Origin of the sequence: Paenibacillus sp. OAS669 (assembly GCF_014873645.1) — a bacterium.
Lineage (GTDB): Bacteria > Bacillota > Bacilli > Paenibacillales > NBRC-103111 > Paenibacillus_S > Paenibacillus_S vulneris.
The window spans coordinates 657,332-676,057 of record NZ_JADBDR010000001.1; the positions used below are offsets into that span (position 1 = coordinate 657,332).

Sequence of the window (18,726 nt, forward strand, 5' to 3'; positions counted from 1 at the left end):
GCAAATTATGATGTTTTGCGAATCCAAACACTGTTGATAAAGAAAAAGAGTCGGGTCAGCGGACTCCCCTTCATCAATTCCCGCGATATTTGCTTAACCTGCTTTTGCTCCTTCACCTTCGGATCGGAGAGATAGAGCGCAAGCAGGCCCTCGATAATCATACGGTGAAAGGCCGGATGGTCCAGCTGATCGGCCCTGCTCCGGGCTTCCCGGACAATCAAAGCAATCCGCTCGATCGTCTGATCCATGTTAGCGTAATAGCTGCAAAAGTTTAAATCGCCGCCAAGTTCGTCCTCTTCCTGATCGATCAAGTAATCAAGCAGGATATGCAGACCGCATATGTAAGGAAAATAAGCGGCATCAATATGATTCACTGTTTCGGATTGTAATTCCGGGTCGGAAGCGGCCAGGAAAAGCATGAACATGCCTAATGTCGATCCGGTTGCGGCTGCGAACTCATTCCAGCTTATGGCCGGATATTGCGATTCGTGCTTGCTCCACCACGTCTGAAGCGCTTCTTCCCGCAAATCATGGCGTATATGCTTGTACACCTGCAGATCGCAGTATAAGCCCACCAGCCGTCTGACATGCTCCCCCACAAGCTGATACGAAGGCAGCAGCCGGATGCTCGCCTGACAGGTTTTGACCAGCCCGTTCAAGTACTCCCCGTCATCCTTCTCCGTACGGTAGGCATAGTAGTCGTGCAAAGGCTCCGCCGGATCAACGGCATCCAGCATCGATTGATGCAGCATGCGGAAATCGTCGGCATCCAGCGAGGTGCTCCTGTCACACAGGTTATCCAAATAATCGCTGATGGTTTGCAGAGCCACTATGAGCGGAATCAAGACATGACGCATCGGCAAATTGGCGACGGCATAGACAGCCCCGCCTTGACAGTGAAACTGCTTGCTGGTCATGCTGGCAATGGCCTGGCTGCGCAGCTCCGGATCCGGAATGCGCTCTGCAATCTCCCGCCAGTAATTCAACTGCTCCCGAACCTCCGGAAGCACATAGCGATAAACGCGCAGCATAAGATGCAAGGAATTGTTAGGAACGCGCGAAATATGACGAGACTCAAAGCTCAAGCGAGTTCCCCCCGCTCCTTTGATACGAATACTGCAATAACAATCGGATCTCGAGCCACTGCAGCTCGATCAGCAGCTCGTCCGCCGTATCATCCTGCACTACGGTGACCTGCTGCTCAACAAGATCCGTGAACATAGCTGCATCCCATGATGTTCCGGAAATGAACGCAGCCAGCCTGCTCTTCATCGAGTCGCTGCTGATGCTGTCGATGTCATAGCTCCTGCAAGCTTCTTGAGCGGCGGCAAGCAGCGGTTCATAAACCGGATGCGCACCGGCTTGGCGAAACCAGTACTTTGCGTTGCTGTAGTCCCCTTCCATCCTGTGCATAATCCCGTGCCAATAGCTGCCTGTAGGATTATGGATCTCCTGGGATAGGGAATGGGATTTATCCAGACTCTCGTTTAATAAATGCAAGCCCGCTTTAGTCGCCAAAGCGTAGGGCTGACTTCCCGGATCCAGTCCTTCCGCCGGCAGCTTGGCTATTCGAATATCGTGCAGCTCATCCCATTCTTCCATAGGATAGAGCGACGGCTTGTGATCCTTCAGTATATTCCATACCCAGGTTACCGCTTCCGTCCATGCCAAGGTGCTTCTCACCTCTTTTCCTATCAAACTCATAACCTTTATTATATTACAAAGTAAGGACAATGCCCACCTTAAATCACTGGATGATTTTCATTGGCTGACCCGCAAAGTGATGCTTTCTATCATGATGAGAAAACCTCTGCCGAGGCTTAATGATGAGCCGCTGAATCCGTAATTTCCTGATTGACTCTAAACCAGAGATGCAGCTCGTTGATCGTGCCCGCCAATTCGGCAATCTCGCTGTTCAGCTCGCAGGATACTTGAAAGTTATCCTCGACATCCAGCTGATTTTGCTTGCGTATGATAATGCGCTCGAGCTTTTTCACCTGATCCGGAATCGTTCCGCGAATCTCTTCCCAGCGCAGCAGGATCTCCGACCGTTCCGCCTCCGTATAATCCTCCCAATCCTTTTCCAAATGCGGAAGGGGGATACCAAGGCGTTCGTCTGTTACAAAAGTCCATGTCATGGAGGTTCCGCCTTTCTTGTTTAAGCGTTCGTTTTTGTCTCCATTACTGTACCATGAAGCCGCGGCCCTCTGCCAGTGGTTATCGAAATTTTCCGCGCTCATATCAAGGAATGTATGCTATACTGTTTAGCGTGCTTTGTTAACGTTAAACTACCAGGTAGGAGTGCACTTATGAACACCCAAGAACAGAAAGTAACGTTTCGGCAGCTTCTTGCTTTCTTTATCCCGCTAGGCGTTTCAGCAAGCCTCGTTACCATTTCCCACGTCATCATTAACAGTACGCTTGCGCGCTCCGCACAGCCGGAAGTGATCATTGCAAGCTATGCTCTGCCTTTAAGTATTCTTGGTCTGACCGAAAGACCGGCCGTATTAATGAGGCAAACCTGCTCGGCTCTGGTCCGCGACCGGATATCGTTCCGAGCGATGTCGGTTATCAGCTGGTACATATTAGCCTGCATTATGCTGCTAGGCGCATTGATCTGCTATACTCCCATCGGCAAATGGGTGTTTTTGCATTTCTTCGGAGCGGAGCCTTCCATGATACAGCCGATGGTCGAGGTGTATCAGATTCTTATGTTCGTCAGCATCTTCTCCGGTCTGCGGTGCCTGTATCACGGGATCATCATTTTCAATATGCGGACCAAATGGCTGACCATTGGCATGGTGATCCGGCTCGTAGCCATGTACTTGCTGTCATTGTATTTCATCCATACCGATCAGGTTAACAGCGGCCGGGTCGGAGCCATTTTATTTTTGACAGGGATGATGGTCGAGGCAGCCGTCAGTATTTGGGAAGGCAGATCGCTGCTGAAGAAAATACCCGAGAAAAAGCCGGACCATCCGATTGAAAAGCCGAAGCAAATCTTCCATTTTTACCGGCCGCTGCTTTATTCTTCAGTTATTGCCGTTATTGTAGGGCCCGCTGTCAACGCGTTTTTAGGCAAAACGACGGATTTTCAGCTGGCCATCGCATCATTTGCTATTGCCGGCAGCTTGACGAATCTGGTGCAAAGCTTTTTTTCCTATATTCATCAAATCGTTTTAAATTTTTACCGCAAAGACGCTAAAGCCGTTATGCGGTTTACGTTCGTATTAGCCTTTATTCCGAGCATTCTCATTGCTCTGTTATCTTATACCCCTGTCGGGCCGTGGTTTATGGAAAATGTAATGGGTGTCAACGAACGGCTCATGCACGCCAGCCTGGACACGCTTCGAGTGTTCATGATTACGACGCTGGTGTTTCCTTGGCTTGACTTTGGAAACGGCATGATTATGCTTCGCGGTGAAACGAAGGTGATGGTCTGGTCCCAAGCTGCGAACGTGTCCGTCACGCTTATCTCCCTGGTGCTAACCATTGTGCTGACACCGGGCTGGAACGGAATGGTGGGAGCATTGGCTCAATCGCTCGGACTCGCCGCAGAGGCGTCGGTCGTATGGCTCGTGCTGCGGCAGGTGCTCAAGTCAAGCGACAAACCGCCGTTTCAAATGACATTAAAATCATAGAATCGAGTGATTAGCAAGTGGAAAGCACCATGCAGGCAAAACAAACGAACTTCGGAATCCAGCGCGGATTCACGTTTTCTTTTTATATGACAATGGCTATTATCGTGTCCTACTTCCCGTTGTACTTCCAGTCCGCAGGCTATTCGACGATCCAGATCGGTCTCTTGTACTCTATCGGGCCTATGATCGGCATCGTATCCAATTTGTTCTGGGGAATTATCAGCGACAAGCTTCAAACGGTGAAAAAGATCTTGATATGCATCCTTGCGGGCCAGCTCATCATGGCCTTCATCGTGTTTCATACCGGACATTTCGGCCTGCTTATATTCTTTATGGCCCTGTTTTTCTTTTTTCAGTCTCCTACCAGCTCATTAAACGACAGCCTGACGCTCCTCAGTATCAGCGGCACGAACAAAAGCTACGCCTCCTTCCGGATTTGGGGCTCTATCGGCTTTGCCGTTGCCTCTCTTGTATTCGGCATGCTGCTCAAGCAGCAGGGGTCGAGCCTGACCGCGGTCCTAAGCCTCTGCACTATCAGCCTCTCCCTTGTCTTGTCACTCATGCTGACGGATGCGCGGAGCCATTCCCGCAAAAAGCTGGAATTCGCCGGACTGGTGCAGATTGTGGCCTCCCGTAGACTCTTGTTTTTCTTACTGGCGATTACGATTGTCTCCGTTGCCCACCGGTTTAATGACGGCTTTCTGGCGTTGTTCCTGAAGCAGCTCGGAGCGGACCAAACGATCGTCGGATGGTCCTGGATGGTTTCGGCAGCCAGTGAAATACCGACCTTCTTCCTGCTTAGCAAATATGGGCATAAGTACAAGGAGCTACCGCTGCTAGCCGTATGCGGGATCGTCTATGCCGTTCGCTTTCTCTTGATGAGCCAGATCGATAATCCGTTATGGGTCATTGCCGTTCAAGCGATGCACAGCATATCCTTCGGTATTTTCTTCTTCACGGTCATCCGATATATTCAACGAAGCGTACCGGATGAATACAGGTCGACCGGTCAGGCGATTTTTGCTGTCTGCTGGTCGGGACTGGCCGGCCTGGTCAGCGGTACGCTCGGCGGTTGGCTGTTCCGCGACTTCGGTCCCCATTGGATGTATGGAATCGGATCCCTGCTCTCTTTACTCGGCGTCGCCGGATTTCTGTTGCTGCACTATGTATATCCTGAAGATTAATCCTTCATTTTTCCCGAATTTTCATCAATTATTCATAATTTCTCACATTTTTTTGCAAAAAGTGCAAGAAAATGCCCGATCCTGACGTCTATATAGGTGATGGCATGGTGTGAGTCCAGCAAAGCCCTGCTGCATGACCTGCAACAAGGGCTTTTTTACTATACCGGAAAGTCCCATTCTCGAAAGCAGGTTTGCCGTCTTGATCCTTCCAGATGGCGCTAAAACGAGCCAAAGAGCAGAGCAAAGCTCACTAGAAAGACTGCATTAGAGAGGATCTGGGTTCTATCGGACTTGCCATGCTTATGTACCATGAAGATGACGGAGGGGTTATGTGCTTGCAGTAGAACATCTATCACACCGTTTCCGCAATGGAAACGAAGAAACACCGGTTCTGCATGACATCGATTTTTCCGTTGCCAAAGGGGAAATCGTTGCGCTGCTCGGGAGCTCCGGCTCCGGCAAATCGACGCTGCTGAATTTGATGGCCGGCTTGATGAAGCCGACCCAGGGCAGCATTCTGATCAGCGGTCAAGCGATTGAGAAAATGACGGAAAATCAGCTTGCGGAATTCCGCAGAATCCATATCGGATTTATTTTTCAATCCTATGAATTGATCCCTCACCTAACGGTCCGGGAAAATGTCGAGCTTCCGCTCATATTTCAGGGCGTGAAGCCCAAAATCCGCAAGGAGAAATCGTTGGCCTTGCTGAACAAGGTCGGGCTGGGCGGGAAGACTGAAATGTTCCCCTCTCAGCTGTCCGGCGGACAGCAGCAGCGCGTTAGTATCGCGCGTTCTTTGGTGACCGAGCCTACCATTGTGTTCGCAGATGAGCCTACCGGGAATCTGGATACCAAAACCGAGAAGGAAATTATCGACCTTCTGATCGAGCTCAATCAGACGCTGCAGATTACGTTTGTTATCGTCACCCACGAGCTGGAAGTGGCCAAGCGGACCCGGCGGGTCATTCAGCTGCGGGACGGTTATTTGATCGAAGACGCGCAATGGGCTGGTGATGAGGAATGAAGGCTAATGATTATTTGCGCTTGGGATGGGAGCAGCTCCGTCGGCGAATGGTCGTAACGGCCTTATGTGCCATGGGGATTGCGATCGGCTCCGCCTCCATCATCGTAGCGTTGTCGTTCGGGGAATCCATCAACCATTACAGCCGCACCCAAATGAGCTATTATATGAAATCCGATGAAATTACGATCCGCAGCGGATTCGCTCCCAATATCGATCCTGCGGACACGAATGCCAATAAGCCCTACGAACTGAGCAAAGCGAAGATTGACATCCTGCGTACGCTGCCTCATGTGAAATCTATTGCAACGTACCAGACATTCGATCAATTTCAATTTGAAGTCGACAGCAAGAAAGGCAACATCAACAATTTATACGCTACCGAGCTGGATACGCTGGAGGCGTTCGGCTTCGAGCTTCAGCAAGGCGGAGCGGCCGATCTCGACAATACGATCATATTAAGCTACGGTGCGACGATGGGCTTGTTCGATGCCCAAATCTCCAAGGCCCGCAGCCAGATGCTGCAGGATCAGCTTGACAGCCGGGAAGCCTCCGATAATTGGAGACGGCAGATGCAGGTGTCGTATCCGTTATACCAGAAGCAAATCGTGCTGAAGCCTCAAATATTCCGTTCCGACGGCATAGAGGTTTCCAATCTGCAATTCCCGCTTCGCGTGGTCGGGATTCTGAAAAAGCCGGAAGGCATGCCTGACGATGTCGTCATGCATATGAAGACCGCATTTATCTCCCCGGCCATGGGGAAAAAGCTCCGCGACGCCATGAACGCCGCCAATGCGAACGACAGCAAAAAGTCAGGCGGCAGCTCAAATAGCGTCATTACCGTTGAGCCCGAGTTTAACGAGGTGAAGATGAAGGTCGACTCCAGCTCTCATGTCCGCGAGCTCGAGGAGCTGATCAAGAAGCTGAAGCTGACGGCGGAAACGAACCTTCATCGGGAAGAGCAAATGCAAGGAGAGCTCGTCATCTTGCGGCTTGTCTTCGGCGGAGTCGGCCTCTTCATCCTTTTTGTCGCCTCCATCTCCATTATCGTCGCGATGACCATGTCTACCTATCAGCGGCGCCGGCAGATCGGCATCATGAAGGTGCTCGGCGCGAACCTTAGACAAATTCGCCACATGTTCATGGTGGAATCCGCCCTGCTCGGTGTCATCGGGGGAGCCTGCGGGATCCTGTTGTCCTATTGGGTCATTTGGGGAATCAATATCGCCGTGCTGCGCTTCTCCCCTCCCCGACCGGGATCGGAACAGGAGATCCTGTTCATCAGCGGCTGGATCCTGCCTGTGGGGCTGTTCTTTGCGGTTCTGACCGGCGTCCTGTCCGGCATCTATCCTGCCGTTAAGGCCTCGCGCACCGACGCGTTAACTGCAATCAAACGAGACTAGGAGAGTCATTCAATGAAAAAGAAAACATGGATTTCGGCCATCGCCGGTATTCTCGTCATAGGCATTTCAGGAACGCTATACATCCAAAGCCATAAAGCTCCGCCGCAGCCGGCGGCGGGCACAGCTGTATCCGCATTGAGCTTCAAGGTGACCCGTGAGGATTTGACCAATTCCGTTGAGGTAAAGGGCAAAACCTCCTATCAAAAAGAGACCTACGTCAATGCGCCCTTTTCAGCCGATGTCAAAACCTGGTCTGTCAACGACGGCGCCCAGGTCAACAAAGGGGATGTCATGTTCCAACTGGACGCCACTTCGCTGAATGACGAAATCGCCACGCTTCAGGCGAATATGAAGAAGCAGGAGCTTGAGCTCCAGCTCGCCCAATTCCAGAAGGATCTGCCTAATCAAACCATCAACGCTGACGCCGAAGGCTTATCGGAAAAAGACGCCAAGCAGCGTTATGCCGATTCCAAGAGCAAGGAGGTGCAGGAGGAGATTACCCGCTTGAATCTGGAACATATGAAGACCCAGCTTAAGCAAAAAACGGACAAGCTCCAATCCGCCCAATATACGGCTCCCGAAACCGGTATTTTTCTGTTCGACAGCACGAAGCAGCCGCAATCCGTTAAAGAAAACGAACGCATTGGAAAAATCGTCGATCTGACCAAGTTGCAGCTGATCTGCTATATCGGTGAATATGATTTGTTTCATCTGAAGGTCGGGTTGCCGGTGGAGGTGCGCGTCGATGCGCTGAAAAATACGAAGCTGAAGGGGGAAATCAGCAATATATCCAAATTTGCCAAAAACAACAGCTCCAGCAGCGATACGGTCAATACGGCGGCTGCCCAGTTTGAAGTCGTTATCTCCCTGGAGCCTAACGAGCAGCTTATCGCGGACTTGAGCTTGACAGCGACGATTGTTACGGATAAGAAGCCGCATGCTCTCGTCGTCTCCACCCTGGCCATCCAGCGGGATAAAGACCAATACTACGTTATGCTGCAAAACGGGCAGGGAGCCCTGGAAAAGCGCGAGGTCAAGATCGGACTCGAGACGCCGGATAAGACGGAAATTATTAGCGGGCTGAATGAAGGGGATACCGTTGTTATTCAATAAAACAAATCCATAGGTTGTCATTCCCACATAAACCCGATATAATTGAACGGTAGCTCATAGTACCAAGTCACAAACCATGCTTAGGCGAGCTTGAAGGGATGGAATAACCGATGCATTATGATGAATTCAAAACGATCCTCCACGAACGTAGAAGCGTTCGCAAATACACCGATCAGGAAGTTGCCATTGAAGATATAAAAGAACTTATCGACTGCGCACGTTACGCGCCAAGCGATACCAACTCCCAGACCTGGGAATTCATCGCCATTGTTAATCGCGAAAAAATCAAGCACATCGAGCAGCTCACATGGGAGCAGCTTCATAAAAAAGCGGCCGAGGCCGAAGAGCGCGGACTCAGCAAGGAAGGACGCCTGCTCGTCAAATCCTTTGGTCCTTACGCTACCGCTTTCTCGGATGCGCCTGTGCTTATCGTATGCTTGGCGACTCCATATACGTCCAAGTTTAGAGACCGCATCTTCGAGCCCGTTAAGCTGGTTCCCGAGTCGGTCTGGGAAGAGGAAGGCATCAAGAGCAGCTGTCTCGCTGCACAGAATCTGATGCTTGCCGCCCATGCCCGCGGCATGGCTACATGCCCTATGACCGGTCCGGTCCTGCTTGCTTCCGAGCAGCTGCGTGAATATCTCGAAATTCCGGCGCACTGCCAGATCAATATGGTCATATCGCTGGGATATCCGGCTGAGCGCCCCGGCAAGCTTCCCCGCAAGGAAGTAGATGATATTTTGCGCATCGTGAACTAATTTCATTATAGAGAAATGATAGACAATCCGCCTCTGTTAGAAGGGGCGGATTTTGTTGCTCCACCCTAATACCGTTGTTCCACTGAATTGTGTACATACGAAAATATCAACAAAAAAAAGCATCCGCTCCAAAACCGAAGTTTTAGAGAGATGCTTTCTTTTTGGATGCTATGGCACTAATATATAAGAAAAACCGACGCAATACCAAGATGTAAGTCCACCCAAAAAGGATGGGGTTATTCGAGTCTCACGCCGCCGTTTTTAGATCTTATAGCTTAATGACGTTAGCTGCTTGAGGACCACGGTTTCCTTGAGTGATTTCGAACTCAACGGATTGGCCTTCTTCAAGAGTTTTGAAGCCTTCGCCTTGGATTGCGGAGAAGTGAACGAATACATCGTCGCCGCCTTCAACTTGGATAAATCCGTAGCCTTTTTCTGCGTTAAACCATTTAACTGTACCTTTCAATGAAAACAACCTCCTAGAAGTATCGCCATCTAAGGGCGAATACGTTGATTATACCATCAGAATCATTATAAAGCAATATTCAAAAGAGAATCAAGCTCTATGTCAGGATGATTTTTTTAGAATTAAAAATTCCGTAGATTCCGGAATAAAAGCAAGGCGCGATACGCCTGTCTCAACTGTAATCCCTTCAGAACTAAATTCGGCAAGCATAGAATCCAGGGCCGGGTACCGCTCCCAACGAAGTGAATACAGAGGGTATATCAGGACTCTACCGCCTTGGCGGCATACGCGAAGAAGCTCCCGCACGGCTTGTAAATGGAATGCTTCGTCAAATTGCTCCTGATACAAAAATAAAAAATGGCTGCACAGCACCAGCGAGAAGGAATCGTTATCGAACGGAAGCTCGGGTAGCCGGGCTGCCGTGTATTTGTCCGAGCCTTCATGCCGCTTAAAGTCCTCGATAAAACGTTGAAGCGACTGCTCTCTCATGGCGCGATGACGGTCCAAATCCCCGTAATAGCTCCAATCATATACATCCTTGATAGCATCCAGCTTTCTTGTGGACAGCTCAATCTCCCGTTCGCCGTGCTCCCTAATGGCTTCCGCATCCATTGAATACAATGGATCCGCTGCCTGCGACCGGTATCCCTTGGCTGCTGCCTCCGCCGAGAAGGATGACGCTCCGGACGCGACGTCAAGGATCGGGCCCTCCTGCAGCTGTTCCTTGTCCAACGCAAACATAAGCTCATACTCTGTGAATGAGCGGCACGTCATGGCGACGCCTGCCTGTTCGTAATGCTTGTTCACCATACTCATCTCTCCTGTCCTGTACTGTTCTCAACTTTGCTTACTGCGACCCCTATGCCGCAGCTGCAAGCCTGCCTGCGCCGGCTTAGTGGAATTTTACCATGCTGGCCCATTTTTTGGCAATGGCCTTTTTGCATGCGCTAATTACTGCTGCGCTTGATTTCCTCCCCCTATTGAGGTATGATTCAGCCGATATCTTGTGAAAAGAAATGGAGCCGGACAAATGATTAAAAAGCACTTAATTTATAAACGCGACAAGTGGAATATGATGACGGTGGAGGTCAACGGCAAAACGATCATCTTGCGTGAAATCTCCGATCAATGGGGCGAGGAATGCCATACCTTTCTAAGCAGGCCGGCCTTGATGCATTGGGCGGAGGACCGCTTCTCCAAGGACAAATTCGACGGTTCGCAAGAAGAATGGAACGCCATCATGCAGGCGCTAAAAGAAGTATAGCCAATTTTTGGAGCCGAGGGCTTGACTTTAAGCTTGTCCTCCCCCTATAATAAACTTAATTACATAGGACGTCCTCCAAAGGGGAGTAGCTGTCACAATAAAGTCGTCAGTTCGGGTGCAAGCCCCGGCTTTATTGGCAACGCAACGTTGTTAGCAAGACCTTTGCCTATACGGTAGAGGTCTTTTGTGTTTACTGAAGACCTTTACCACGTACGGTAGAGGTCTTCTTTATGTAAACTATTTAACAAAGGAGCGGTATGGACATGGAATGGTTAGACCCGACATTTTTCACGGCATTACTAAGCATTATTTTGATTGATCTGGTGCTTGCCGGAGACAATGCCATCGTTATCGGACTCGCAGCAAGAAATTTACCCAAAGAGCATCAGAAGAAAGCTATCTTATGGGGGACTATCGGGGCCATCGTCATTCGTGCCGCAGCCACACTGGTTGTTGTCTGGCTGCTTAAGATGCCGGCTCTCTTGCTTATCGGCGGCGTCGTCCTCGTATGGATCGCCTATAAGCTTCTTGTTGATAAGAAGGATCACGAGATTCAAGCCAAGCCGAGCCTGTGGCCCGCTATTCAAACCATCATTGTTGCCGATGCGGTCATGGGCTTCGATAATGTGATGGCTGTTGCAGGCGCTTCACACGGAAGCTTCCTGCTGGTCATCATCGGCCTGCTTATCAGCGTTCCGATCATGGTCTGGGGCAGCACGCTGTTCATCCGCTGGATGGAGAAATTTCCTTGGATCATGTATATCGGCGCAGGCATTCTTGCTTTAACAGCCGGTAAAATGCTGACCGAGGACCCTCTGGTGCACGGCTGGTTCGACGCAAATCCTGTCATAAAATGGCTGCTGGTCGTTGTCGTTGTCGCCGGAGTGCTGCTGGCCGGATTGTGGACCAAGCTGTTCGGTTTCTTCGTATCGATCAATGACAAAGGACATCTGACCATTCCTCAAGAGCTGGTAGAGGAAGCCGACATCCAGCCGGATGACAGCTTCCAGGCAAGGCGCGATGAAAAAGGCCGTCTGGTGCTCGTCAAATCCAACGGTTAATGGTTCAACTGAAGCTCCCTCTTCGATCTTCCCTACATTACCGGGATGACCGATGAAGGGAGCTTTCGTTCGTCTATCGGCAGCCAGCATGAAATCATCGGGCATCGGTGCATCGCCGGTTCTCTTTTGCCTTCACGGTTCGTACAATGATTGGAGAGCTCCTGGTCCCCTCCTCTTCATCATCCGGAAAACAAGGAATTCACGGCAGCGTGTCGAATTGGTGATAATAGGATTCTATTGCCAGAAATGGACACACTACAACCGATCTGCTGTAATGAGGTGACTTTAATGAGTAATTCCGCTTCCATTCTTACGTTTATTATCGTTTCGTTCTGCTTTGCGCTCGTATTAATTATGAAGAAAGATTCGCTGCCAAGCTCCGTCAAGCGCCCCCTCGCCATCCTGGCTCTTGTAATGGTGGCTTTCTCTTTTACCTTGATCGTCTACAGCTTTTTCAGCCTGCATTAACCGTGGATAGTTCTCTTCGTGCAGACTAAAGGATCTGTTTTACTTCGAATTCAGATTCTCTTATAATATAGCTACAATCCGGTCATACTAGGAAAAAAATTGCAGGGGGGCATGATGCACTATGCGTTTTTTTCCGTTAGTGATGACGGGTATCCTGTTTGCGGGAACCGTGCTCTCAGCTCCTACAGCCGCAGACGGTGTAACCAAACCATCCAAAAATACGAGGAGGCCTCCCATGAATCAAGTACTTAAGAGAAGTGACGTGCCTGCCGAGCATCGCTGGCAGCTCGAAGATTTGTTCCCTAACCAGGAAGCGTGGGACAAAGAGTACCAAGAGGTCAAGGAAGCCCTGCAAAAGGTTGGCGCATTTCACGGAAAGCTGAAGGATCCCGCCGCCATCAAGCAATGCTTCGAGCTGGAAGACTCTATCTCGTTACATATGGAAAGACTCTACGTGTATGCCAACATGAAGCATCATGAGGATACCGCCGATCCTACATACCAAGCATTATCCGAAAAAGCCAAAAGGTTAAGCGTAGAAACCGGCGAGGCCTTATCCTTCATCTCTCCCGAAATATTAAGCTTATCGGATGACGAGCTGCAGAAGCTTATCAGTAATCCCGAGCTCAGCTTCTACAAGCGGACGCTCGATGAAATGATCCGGGAAAAGCAGCACGTGCTCTCCAAATCGGAGGAGGCTCTGCTTGCTCAGGTCGGCAATTTGTCACAAGCGCCAAATACGATTTACGGCATGCTGAATAACGCGGACATGAAGTTCCCGAAAGTGAAAAATGAACAGGGCGAAGAAGTCGAGCTGACGCACGGCCGTTACATACAATTTCTTGAAAGCCGCAATCGTGAAGTCCGCAAAAATGCGTTCGAGGCCATGTACGCTACGTACGCCAAGCATAAGAATACGATCGGCGCAACGCTGGCTGCGAATGTGACCAAAAATATTTTTTATTCCAAGGTTCGAAAGTACCCTTCCACACTGGAAATGTCCCTGTACGGAGACAACATCAAAAAAGAAGTGTACACCAACCTGATCGACACCATCCATCAGTCGCTGCCGCTAATGTACCGGTATATGGAGCTTCGCAGAAAGCTTCTGAAGGTCGACGAGCTGCACATGTACGATTTATTCGCTCCGCTGGTAGACGAATATAAGATGGATATTACATACGAGCAGGCACAGGCGACCGTGAAGGAAAGCTTGAAGCCGCTGGGCCAAGATTACCTGAACATCCTGCAGGAAGGCTTCAGTAACGGCTGGATCGATATTTACGAGAATGAGGGCAAGCGAAACGGAGCCTACAGCTGGGGCGCATACGGCACGCATCCATATGTTCTGCTGAACCATAAGGATAATTTGAACAGCATGTTCACGCTCACGCACGAGATGGGTCATGCCATTCACTCGTATTTGTCCGATGCCAGCCAGGAATACCGCTATGCGCAGTATACGATTTTCCTTGCAGAGGTCGCTTCCACCCTGAACGAAGCGCTTCTTATGGATTACTTGCTCAAGAAATCGACCGATCCGAAGGAAAAAATGTATTTGCTGACCTATTACATGGATCAGTTCAGAACGACGGTGTTCCGTCAGACGATGTTTGCCGAATTTGAGAAAATCATTCATGAAAAGGCGGAGCAAGGCGAGTCGCTGACTCCCCAGGATTTCAGCAAAATTTATTATGACCTTAACGTGCTTTATTACGGCAAGGATATGGTCGTCGACAAGGACATCGAAATGGAATGGGCTCGAATCCCTCATTTCTATAACAGCTTCTACGTGTATAAGTATGCTACCGGCTTTTCGGCGGCTACCAGCTTCGCCAAGCAAATTCTTGACGAAGGCCAACCGGCTGTGGACCGTTACCTTGGCTTCCTGAAAAGCGGAGGCAGCGATTATTCCATCAATATTTTGAAACGTGCAGGTGTGGATATGTCGACTCCGGAGCCTATTCAACAGGCTATGGATGTATTCAAGGATTTGCTCGAGCAAATGGAAGAGCTGGCCAAGTAAGATGGACTGCAAGGCTGCGGACATGATGATGCTGCAGCCTTGCTTTCTTTTATCCTATAATTACCTGCAGCATGATAGGAGGCGTTAAGCTCATGAGAGCTCAATGGATGATTATATTCACATTATTATTTGCACTAATTACCGCCATATTTGCTGTTATTAACGTAGAACCGGTTCGGGTACAATTCCTGTTCACCCAGGCGGATATTCCGCTCATTCTAGTTATTCTTGGCTCTACATTATTAGGCGGCCTCATTGTCGGATTGATCGGGCTCTTCCGCCAGTACAAGCTGACCAAATCGATCAAGCAGCTGGAGAAGCAGCTTCAGGAGCTCCAAGCTGGCTCTTCCGTTGCTACAGCCAGTCCGGCCGTAGTTGAGCCTTCGGAAACAGCTCTCCCGCCCCATCCCGAGCCTTAAACATTGTACATTCAAAGCAAGGGCAGGCTGTGTATTGGAGAATGGTTAAAATTCGCCCGTTTTTTTCCATTTATCCATTGAACTCTCCCGCTTCATTCATTAAAATAAAGCTATGCCATGTTACCAATTATTGCATAATATGCAGGAAGGATTCCTCCATATGCTAGAACCGTTGAAGGAAGTCGAAGAGCAGCAGTCCTATTCTATCAGCGAGATGAACCCTACATCCTCCCCCTTTCTATCGGAAATATTGGAGAATATTTCAGACGGTATTTTTAGTCTGGACAGCTATGGACGTTTCATCTATTTGAACAGCGCCGCTGAACACTTACTGGAGCGCAGCCGCAGCGACCTGCTCGGCGCTTCGTTTTGGACATGCTTTCCTGATGCTGCCGGTACCCCTCTCTATGACTACTATCTGGCAGCGTTGACAACACAGACTCCGCAAACGTTTGAATGGTGGTTCTCCCCGCTGGGCAAATGGTTCGATGTGCGAACCTATCCGGGGAAGAATTTATTCACCATTTATCTGCGCAACATCACGATGCAAAAAAACAACGAGGCTGCCCTTCGCGAGAGTGAAGAGATGTTTCGGATGATAACCGAGAACTCGACGGATATGATTTCAAGAATTGCCATGAACGGCACTTACCTATATGTTTCTGCCGCCTCCAGAACCCTGCTCGGCTACGAACCGGATGCCTTGGTAGGGAGCAGCGTATTTGATATGCTGCACCCGGACGATCTTCAATTCACGGATGGGCATAAAGAGCCCAGCTTGACTGATCTGCGTATCGATCTGTCCGCTTATCGGATCCGCAAGAAAGACGGGACCTATATTTGGTTTGAAACGACGGCAAGGCCCATTCTCGACAAGCGCGGCCTGAATAAAGAAGTCATAACGGTCTCCAGGGATATAACCGCCCGCAAGCATGTAGAGAATCAGCTTCGCGAGACGAACGAGCTGCTCCAGAGAATTTCAACCGTCGATGCTTTAACAGGGGTAGCAAACCGCCGCGGCTTTGACGAATGCCTGCTCAAGGAATGGAAGCAGGGCAGCCGAATGTCCACTCCGCTGTCGCTTATCCTGGTCGACATTGATTTTTTCAAACGATACAATGATTCATACGGGCACATCGAGGGAGATATATGCTTACAACGTGTAGCGGAGTCATTGCGGAAAGCCGCCAAGCGGCCCGGAGACTTTATTGCGCGTTATGGCGGGGAAGAATTCGTCGTTCTGCTTCCTTCCACCGACGCTGCGGGGGCCAGAACCGTTGCCGAGCATCTCAGGCAGCAGGTGGAGCTGCTCCAAATCCCCCATACCCGATCCGAGCATTCTCCTTATATCACCATCAGCTCCGGTACGGCAACGATGATCCCTTCCCGCGATATGGACCCGAGCGAGCTCTTCCTCCGAGCTGATAAAGCACTATATCAAGCAAAGCAGGAGGGCAGAAATGTTGTCAGACTCTATCACCGGGACGAATAATTCAAACTAGCCGCAGGTTCAATCGGAACAGGCGGCTGTTTTCGTCTTATGATTTCTTTTTCCTCAAATGGCGCAAACTTTAAACAGAGCGTTGTCGGAGACCGCTCTGTTCTTAGTCAATCCAAGAATGGAGGAAACAGAAATGATCATAACTATGATTTGGGTCGTAGCGTTCATCATCTTGTTCACTGTACTCGGACTAGCGATATGGTATCTCAGGAGAGCTTCCTCCCGTTGACTCCTGCTTACGCTTGTTCTTACGAGTTACAGCAAGCGGTACACTATCAAGCAAACAGCCCCTCCCAAGCATGAGCTCAACAGATTCACCGCATCGTTCGTCATCACCGAGGCTCCCCGAATCCGTTCTGCCGCCGTATCGCAGTGACGGCTCTTCTCTAATTCCCTTCCGCATACCTTACAGCGGTACATGACCTGGCATACAGCCCCGAGCCACGAATCGATAAGCGAGCCGGCCATTCCCCCCAGGGCACCTAGGAGTACCAGGCCCGTCAAGGACCCTTCATTCGCTTGGACGGCTTCAGGAGCTCTCTGAAGCTGAAGCAGCGCCCATGCGGATACGCTTATTACGATGCCCCCGGCCAGGGAAGCTGTTAGCCCGAGCCATGTTATCCCTCCTGACGTTCCGGCCGGGACCTTACGCCCGTTGACGATAGACCTGGGCATCGACCTGCTGAGTCCGCCGATTTCCGTTGCCCACGTATCTGCGTTGACCGTTGCCATGACCCCAATAAAAGCCGCCCACCAGAACGGGTGCGGCCATAGGCTGTGACCGATACAAAGAAGCATGCCGATCCCGCCGTTCGCCAACACTTGTCCCGCATCCCTTCTGCCTGATTTAGCATAATGCTGTTCTACCGCAGCCTTGCGGCGCTGCTTCCACTTGGACAATAGCGATGAGGTAATAAAAAATACGATCAGCGTCCCGAACCACGACAGGCTGCCGAACACATACATTACGGTTCCTACGATAACAGCCGCAGCCGTGCCTGACGCTGATAGCGATCTTTTGGCATAAGCCGCCGCGGCTATGACCAGGCTGCACACGATTCCAATGACCCAATCCAATATAAACCCTCCTCCGAATTCCAGGGGAACTTCCGGTTTCCTGAATATTTTCTTATAAACAAATGATTTACAGATCTTTAGTCATTATAATATGATTTTCTTAGCTGAAAAAATAGAGTCCCTTCGGGAGGATAATAATGTGAAGAGTGATCTCCCTGTGAATGCGCCCGGAAAGAAACAGGAGCATGATCCGCAGCAGCTGCTTCGGATTATTTTTCATTATGTCTCCAAAATAACGAATGAACGATGCCTGGATCATTTGCTGCTTCTGATGGCGGATATGGGAAGAGAAATGATCGTTGCCGACCGCTGCACCGTCTGGCTGCTGGACAAACAAAAGAACGAGCTTTACTCCAAGGTCGCTCATGGCGTTCCCCCGCTCAAAATGTCTGCCGATGCCGGCCTGGTCGGACGGTCCATCGCTGCGGGGCTGCCGATTTTTATTAACGATGCGTATACCAATATGGAGTATAGAGAAGTGCTGCTAAGTGGTGCCATCGCTATGGACAAGAAGACCGGCTACCGCACCAAGTCGTTGATGGTGATCCCGTTCCACAACAACGAGGGTGAAGTCATGGGAGCCTACCAAGCGATCAATAAGCTTACGGAGGATGAAGCGTTTACGGATAAGGACGTTGAATATTTATCCCTGGCTGCATCCTACGTAGCAAAGTCGCTGGAATCCGCCTTACTATCGGCCGAAATTGAGGAAACCCAAAAAGAAATCATTTATATGATGGGTGAGATCGGCGAAAGCCGCTCCAAGGAAACCGGTAACCACGTCAAGCGCGTTGCTGAATATTCCTATCTGTTAGCTCTCGGCCATGGAATGAGTCAAGAGGAGGCGGAGCTGTTAAGGATTGCTTCACCGATGCATGATATCGGCAAGGTCGCCATTCCGGACGAGCTGCTGCAAAAGCCGGGCAAGCTGACAGACGAAGAGTTCGCCGTTATGAAAACCCACAGTGAAATCGGGTACTCGCTGCTCAAAAACTCCAAAAGACGTATATTGAAAACCGCGGCTATCGTTGCTCACGAGCATCATGAAAAATGGAACGGAACCGGATATCCTCGGGGGTTAAAGGGCGAGGAAATCCACATCTACGGAAGAATTACGGCGATAGCCGATGTATTCGATGCATTGGGAACCGAACGCGTATACAAGAAGGCATGGGAGCTTGATCAAATATTGGCTTTGTTCAAGGAAGAGCGCGGAAGCCATTTTGACCCAGCGCTCGTTGATACGTTCATGGAGCAGCTGCCCAAGCTGCTGGATGTACGGGAAGCCTATTCCGATACGGTACGCTTCCCCTAGAAAAGGTAA

Annotated in this window: 19 protein-coding genes; 13 read left to right on the top strand and 6 right to left on the bottom strand. The window is 50.1% G+C overall.

Features of this window, described 5'->3' with window-relative positions:
* Positions 1-5: 5 nt before the first annotated feature.
* The 3 genes from GGC63_RS02525 to GGC63_RS02535 all read right to left on the bottom strand — a co-directional run bounded on the left by GGC63_RS02525 (position 6) and on the right by GGC63_RS02535 (position 2,138).
* Positions 6-1,031: a tetraprenyl-beta-curcumene synthase family protein gene (locus tag GGC63_RS02525; protein ID WP_192701403.1), complete on the bottom strand. Its 1,026-nt coding sequence runs from the start codon at positions 1,029-1,031 to the stop codon at positions 6-8.
* Between the two features lie 43 nt (positions 1,032-1,074).
* Positions 1,075-1,671: a hypothetical protein gene (locus tag GGC63_RS02530; protein ID WP_192700975.1), complete on the bottom strand. Its 597-nt coding sequence runs from the start codon at positions 1,669-1,671 to the stop codon at positions 1,075-1,077.
* Positions 1,672-1,820: 149 nt separating this feature from the next.
* Positions 1,821-2,138 (bottom strand): hypothetical protein, encoded by a 318-nt coding sequence (locus tag GGC63_RS02535; protein ID WP_079908608.1) that lies wholly within the window; start codon positions 2,136-2,138, stop codon positions 1,821-1,823.
* A 171-nt stretch (positions 2,139-2,309) separates the two neighbouring features.
* Here GGC63_RS02535 and GGC63_RS02540 point away from each other — a divergent pair, with 171 nt between their 5' ends.
* The 6 genes from GGC63_RS02540 (at position 2,310) to GGC63_RS02565 (ending at position 9,120) form a co-directional block, all read left to right on the top strand.
* A complete protein-coding gene (locus tag GGC63_RS02540; protein WP_079908607.1) occupies positions 2,310-3,641 on the top strand; it encodes a multi antimicrobial extrusion protein MatE in 1,332 nt (443 codons plus the stop codon).
* Positions 3,642-3,670: 29 nt separating this feature from the next.
* The gene (locus GGC63_RS02545) at positions 3,671-4,825 is read left to right on the top strand and encodes an MFS transporter (RefSeq protein ID WP_192700976.1); all 1,155 of its coding nucleotides are present in this window, start codon (positions 3,671-3,673) and stop codon (positions 4,823-4,825) included.
* A 331-nt stretch (positions 4,826-5,156) separates the two neighbouring features.
* Positions 5,157-5,849, top strand: a complete 693-nt coding sequence (locus GGC63_RS02550) for an ABC transporter ATP-binding protein (protein ID WP_192700977.1) — start codon at positions 5,157-5,159, stop codon at positions 5,847-5,849.
* Complete coding sequence (locus GGC63_RS02555; protein WP_192700978.1) at positions 5,846-7,249, top strand: ABC transporter permease; 1,404 nt, start codon at positions 5,846-5,848, stop codon at positions 7,247-7,249. Before GGC63_RS02550 ends, GGC63_RS02555 begins: the two co-directional genes overlap by 4 nt.
* Before the next feature lie 12 nt (positions 7,250-7,261).
* Positions 7,262-8,362: an efflux RND transporter periplasmic adaptor subunit gene (locus tag GGC63_RS02560; RefSeq protein WP_192700979.1), complete on the top strand. Its 1,101-nt coding sequence runs from the start codon at positions 7,262-7,264 to the stop codon at positions 8,360-8,362.
* A gap of 110 nt (positions 8,363-8,472) precedes the next feature.
* Positions 8,473-9,120: a nitroreductase family protein gene (locus tag GGC63_RS02565; protein ID WP_079908602.1), complete on the top strand. Its 648-nt coding sequence runs from the start codon at positions 8,473-8,475 to the stop codon at positions 9,118-9,120.
* A gap of 268 nt (positions 9,121-9,388) precedes the next feature.
* On the opposite strand, the gene GGC63_RS02570 is transcribed toward GGC63_RS02565, so the two are convergent.
* Entirely contained in the window at positions 9,389-9,586 is a 198-nt protein-coding gene (locus GGC63_RS02570; protein WP_079908601.1) for a cold shock domain-containing protein, read from the bottom strand.
* Between the two features lie 102 nt (positions 9,587-9,688).
* Complete coding sequence (locus GGC63_RS02575) at positions 9,689-10,396, bottom strand: class I SAM-dependent methyltransferase (RefSeq protein WP_192700980.1); 708 nt, start codon at positions 10,394-10,396, stop codon at positions 9,689-9,691.
* Between the two features lie 220 nt (positions 10,397-10,616).
* Between GGC63_RS02575 and GGC63_RS02580 the strand changes: the two genes are divergently transcribed.
* The 6 genes from GGC63_RS02580 to GGC63_RS02605 all read left to right on the top strand — a co-directional run bounded on the left by GGC63_RS02580 (position 10,617) and on the right by GGC63_RS02605 (position 16,316).
* Positions 10,617-10,850 (top strand): hypothetical protein, encoded by a 234-nt coding sequence (locus GGC63_RS02580; protein WP_079908599.1) that lies wholly within the window; start codon positions 10,617-10,619, stop codon positions 10,848-10,850.
* Between the two features lie 263 nt (positions 10,851-11,113).
* Entirely contained in the window at positions 11,114-11,911 is a 798-nt protein-coding gene (locus GGC63_RS02585) for a TerC family protein (RefSeq protein WP_079908598.1), read from the top strand.
* Between the two features lie 288 nt (positions 11,912-12,199).
* Complete coding sequence (locus GGC63_RS02590; RefSeq protein WP_079908597.1) at positions 12,200-12,379, top strand: hypothetical protein; 180 nt, start codon at positions 12,200-12,202, stop codon at positions 12,377-12,379.
* Between the two features lie 235 nt (positions 12,380-12,614).
* Positions 12,615-14,405: an oligoendopeptidase F gene (gene pepF, locus GGC63_RS02595; protein WP_192700981.1), complete on the top strand. Its 1,791-nt coding sequence runs from the start codon at positions 12,615-12,617 to the stop codon at positions 14,403-14,405.
* 92 nt (positions 14,406-14,497) lie between these two features.
* Positions 14,498-14,824, top strand: coding sequence for a lipopolysaccharide assembly LapA domain-containing protein (locus GGC63_RS02600; protein WP_079908595.1), 327 nt, complete (start codon positions 14,498-14,500; stop codon positions 14,822-14,824).
* 160 nt (positions 14,825-14,984) lie between these two features.
* Positions 14,985-16,316, top strand: a complete 1,332-nt coding sequence (locus GGC63_RS02605; RefSeq protein WP_192700982.1) for a diguanylate cyclase domain-containing protein — start codon at positions 14,985-14,987, stop codon at positions 16,314-16,316.
* A gap of 264 nt (positions 16,317-16,580) precedes the next feature.
* Here the strand turns inward: GGC63_RS02605 and GGC63_RS02610 are convergent, their stop codons facing one another.
* Positions 16,581-17,405, bottom strand: a complete 825-nt coding sequence (locus tag GGC63_RS02610) for a DUF92 domain-containing protein (protein ID WP_192701404.1) — start codon at positions 17,403-17,405, stop codon at positions 16,581-16,583.
* A 136-nt stretch (positions 17,406-17,541) separates the two neighbouring features.
* Here GGC63_RS02610 and GGC63_RS02615 point away from each other — a divergent pair, with 136 nt between their 5' ends.
* A complete protein-coding gene (locus GGC63_RS02615; RefSeq protein WP_318780968.1) occupies positions 17,542-18,717 on the top strand; it encodes an HD-GYP domain-containing protein in 1,176 nt (391 codons plus the stop codon).
* Positions 18,718-18,726 lie beyond the last annotated feature (9 nt).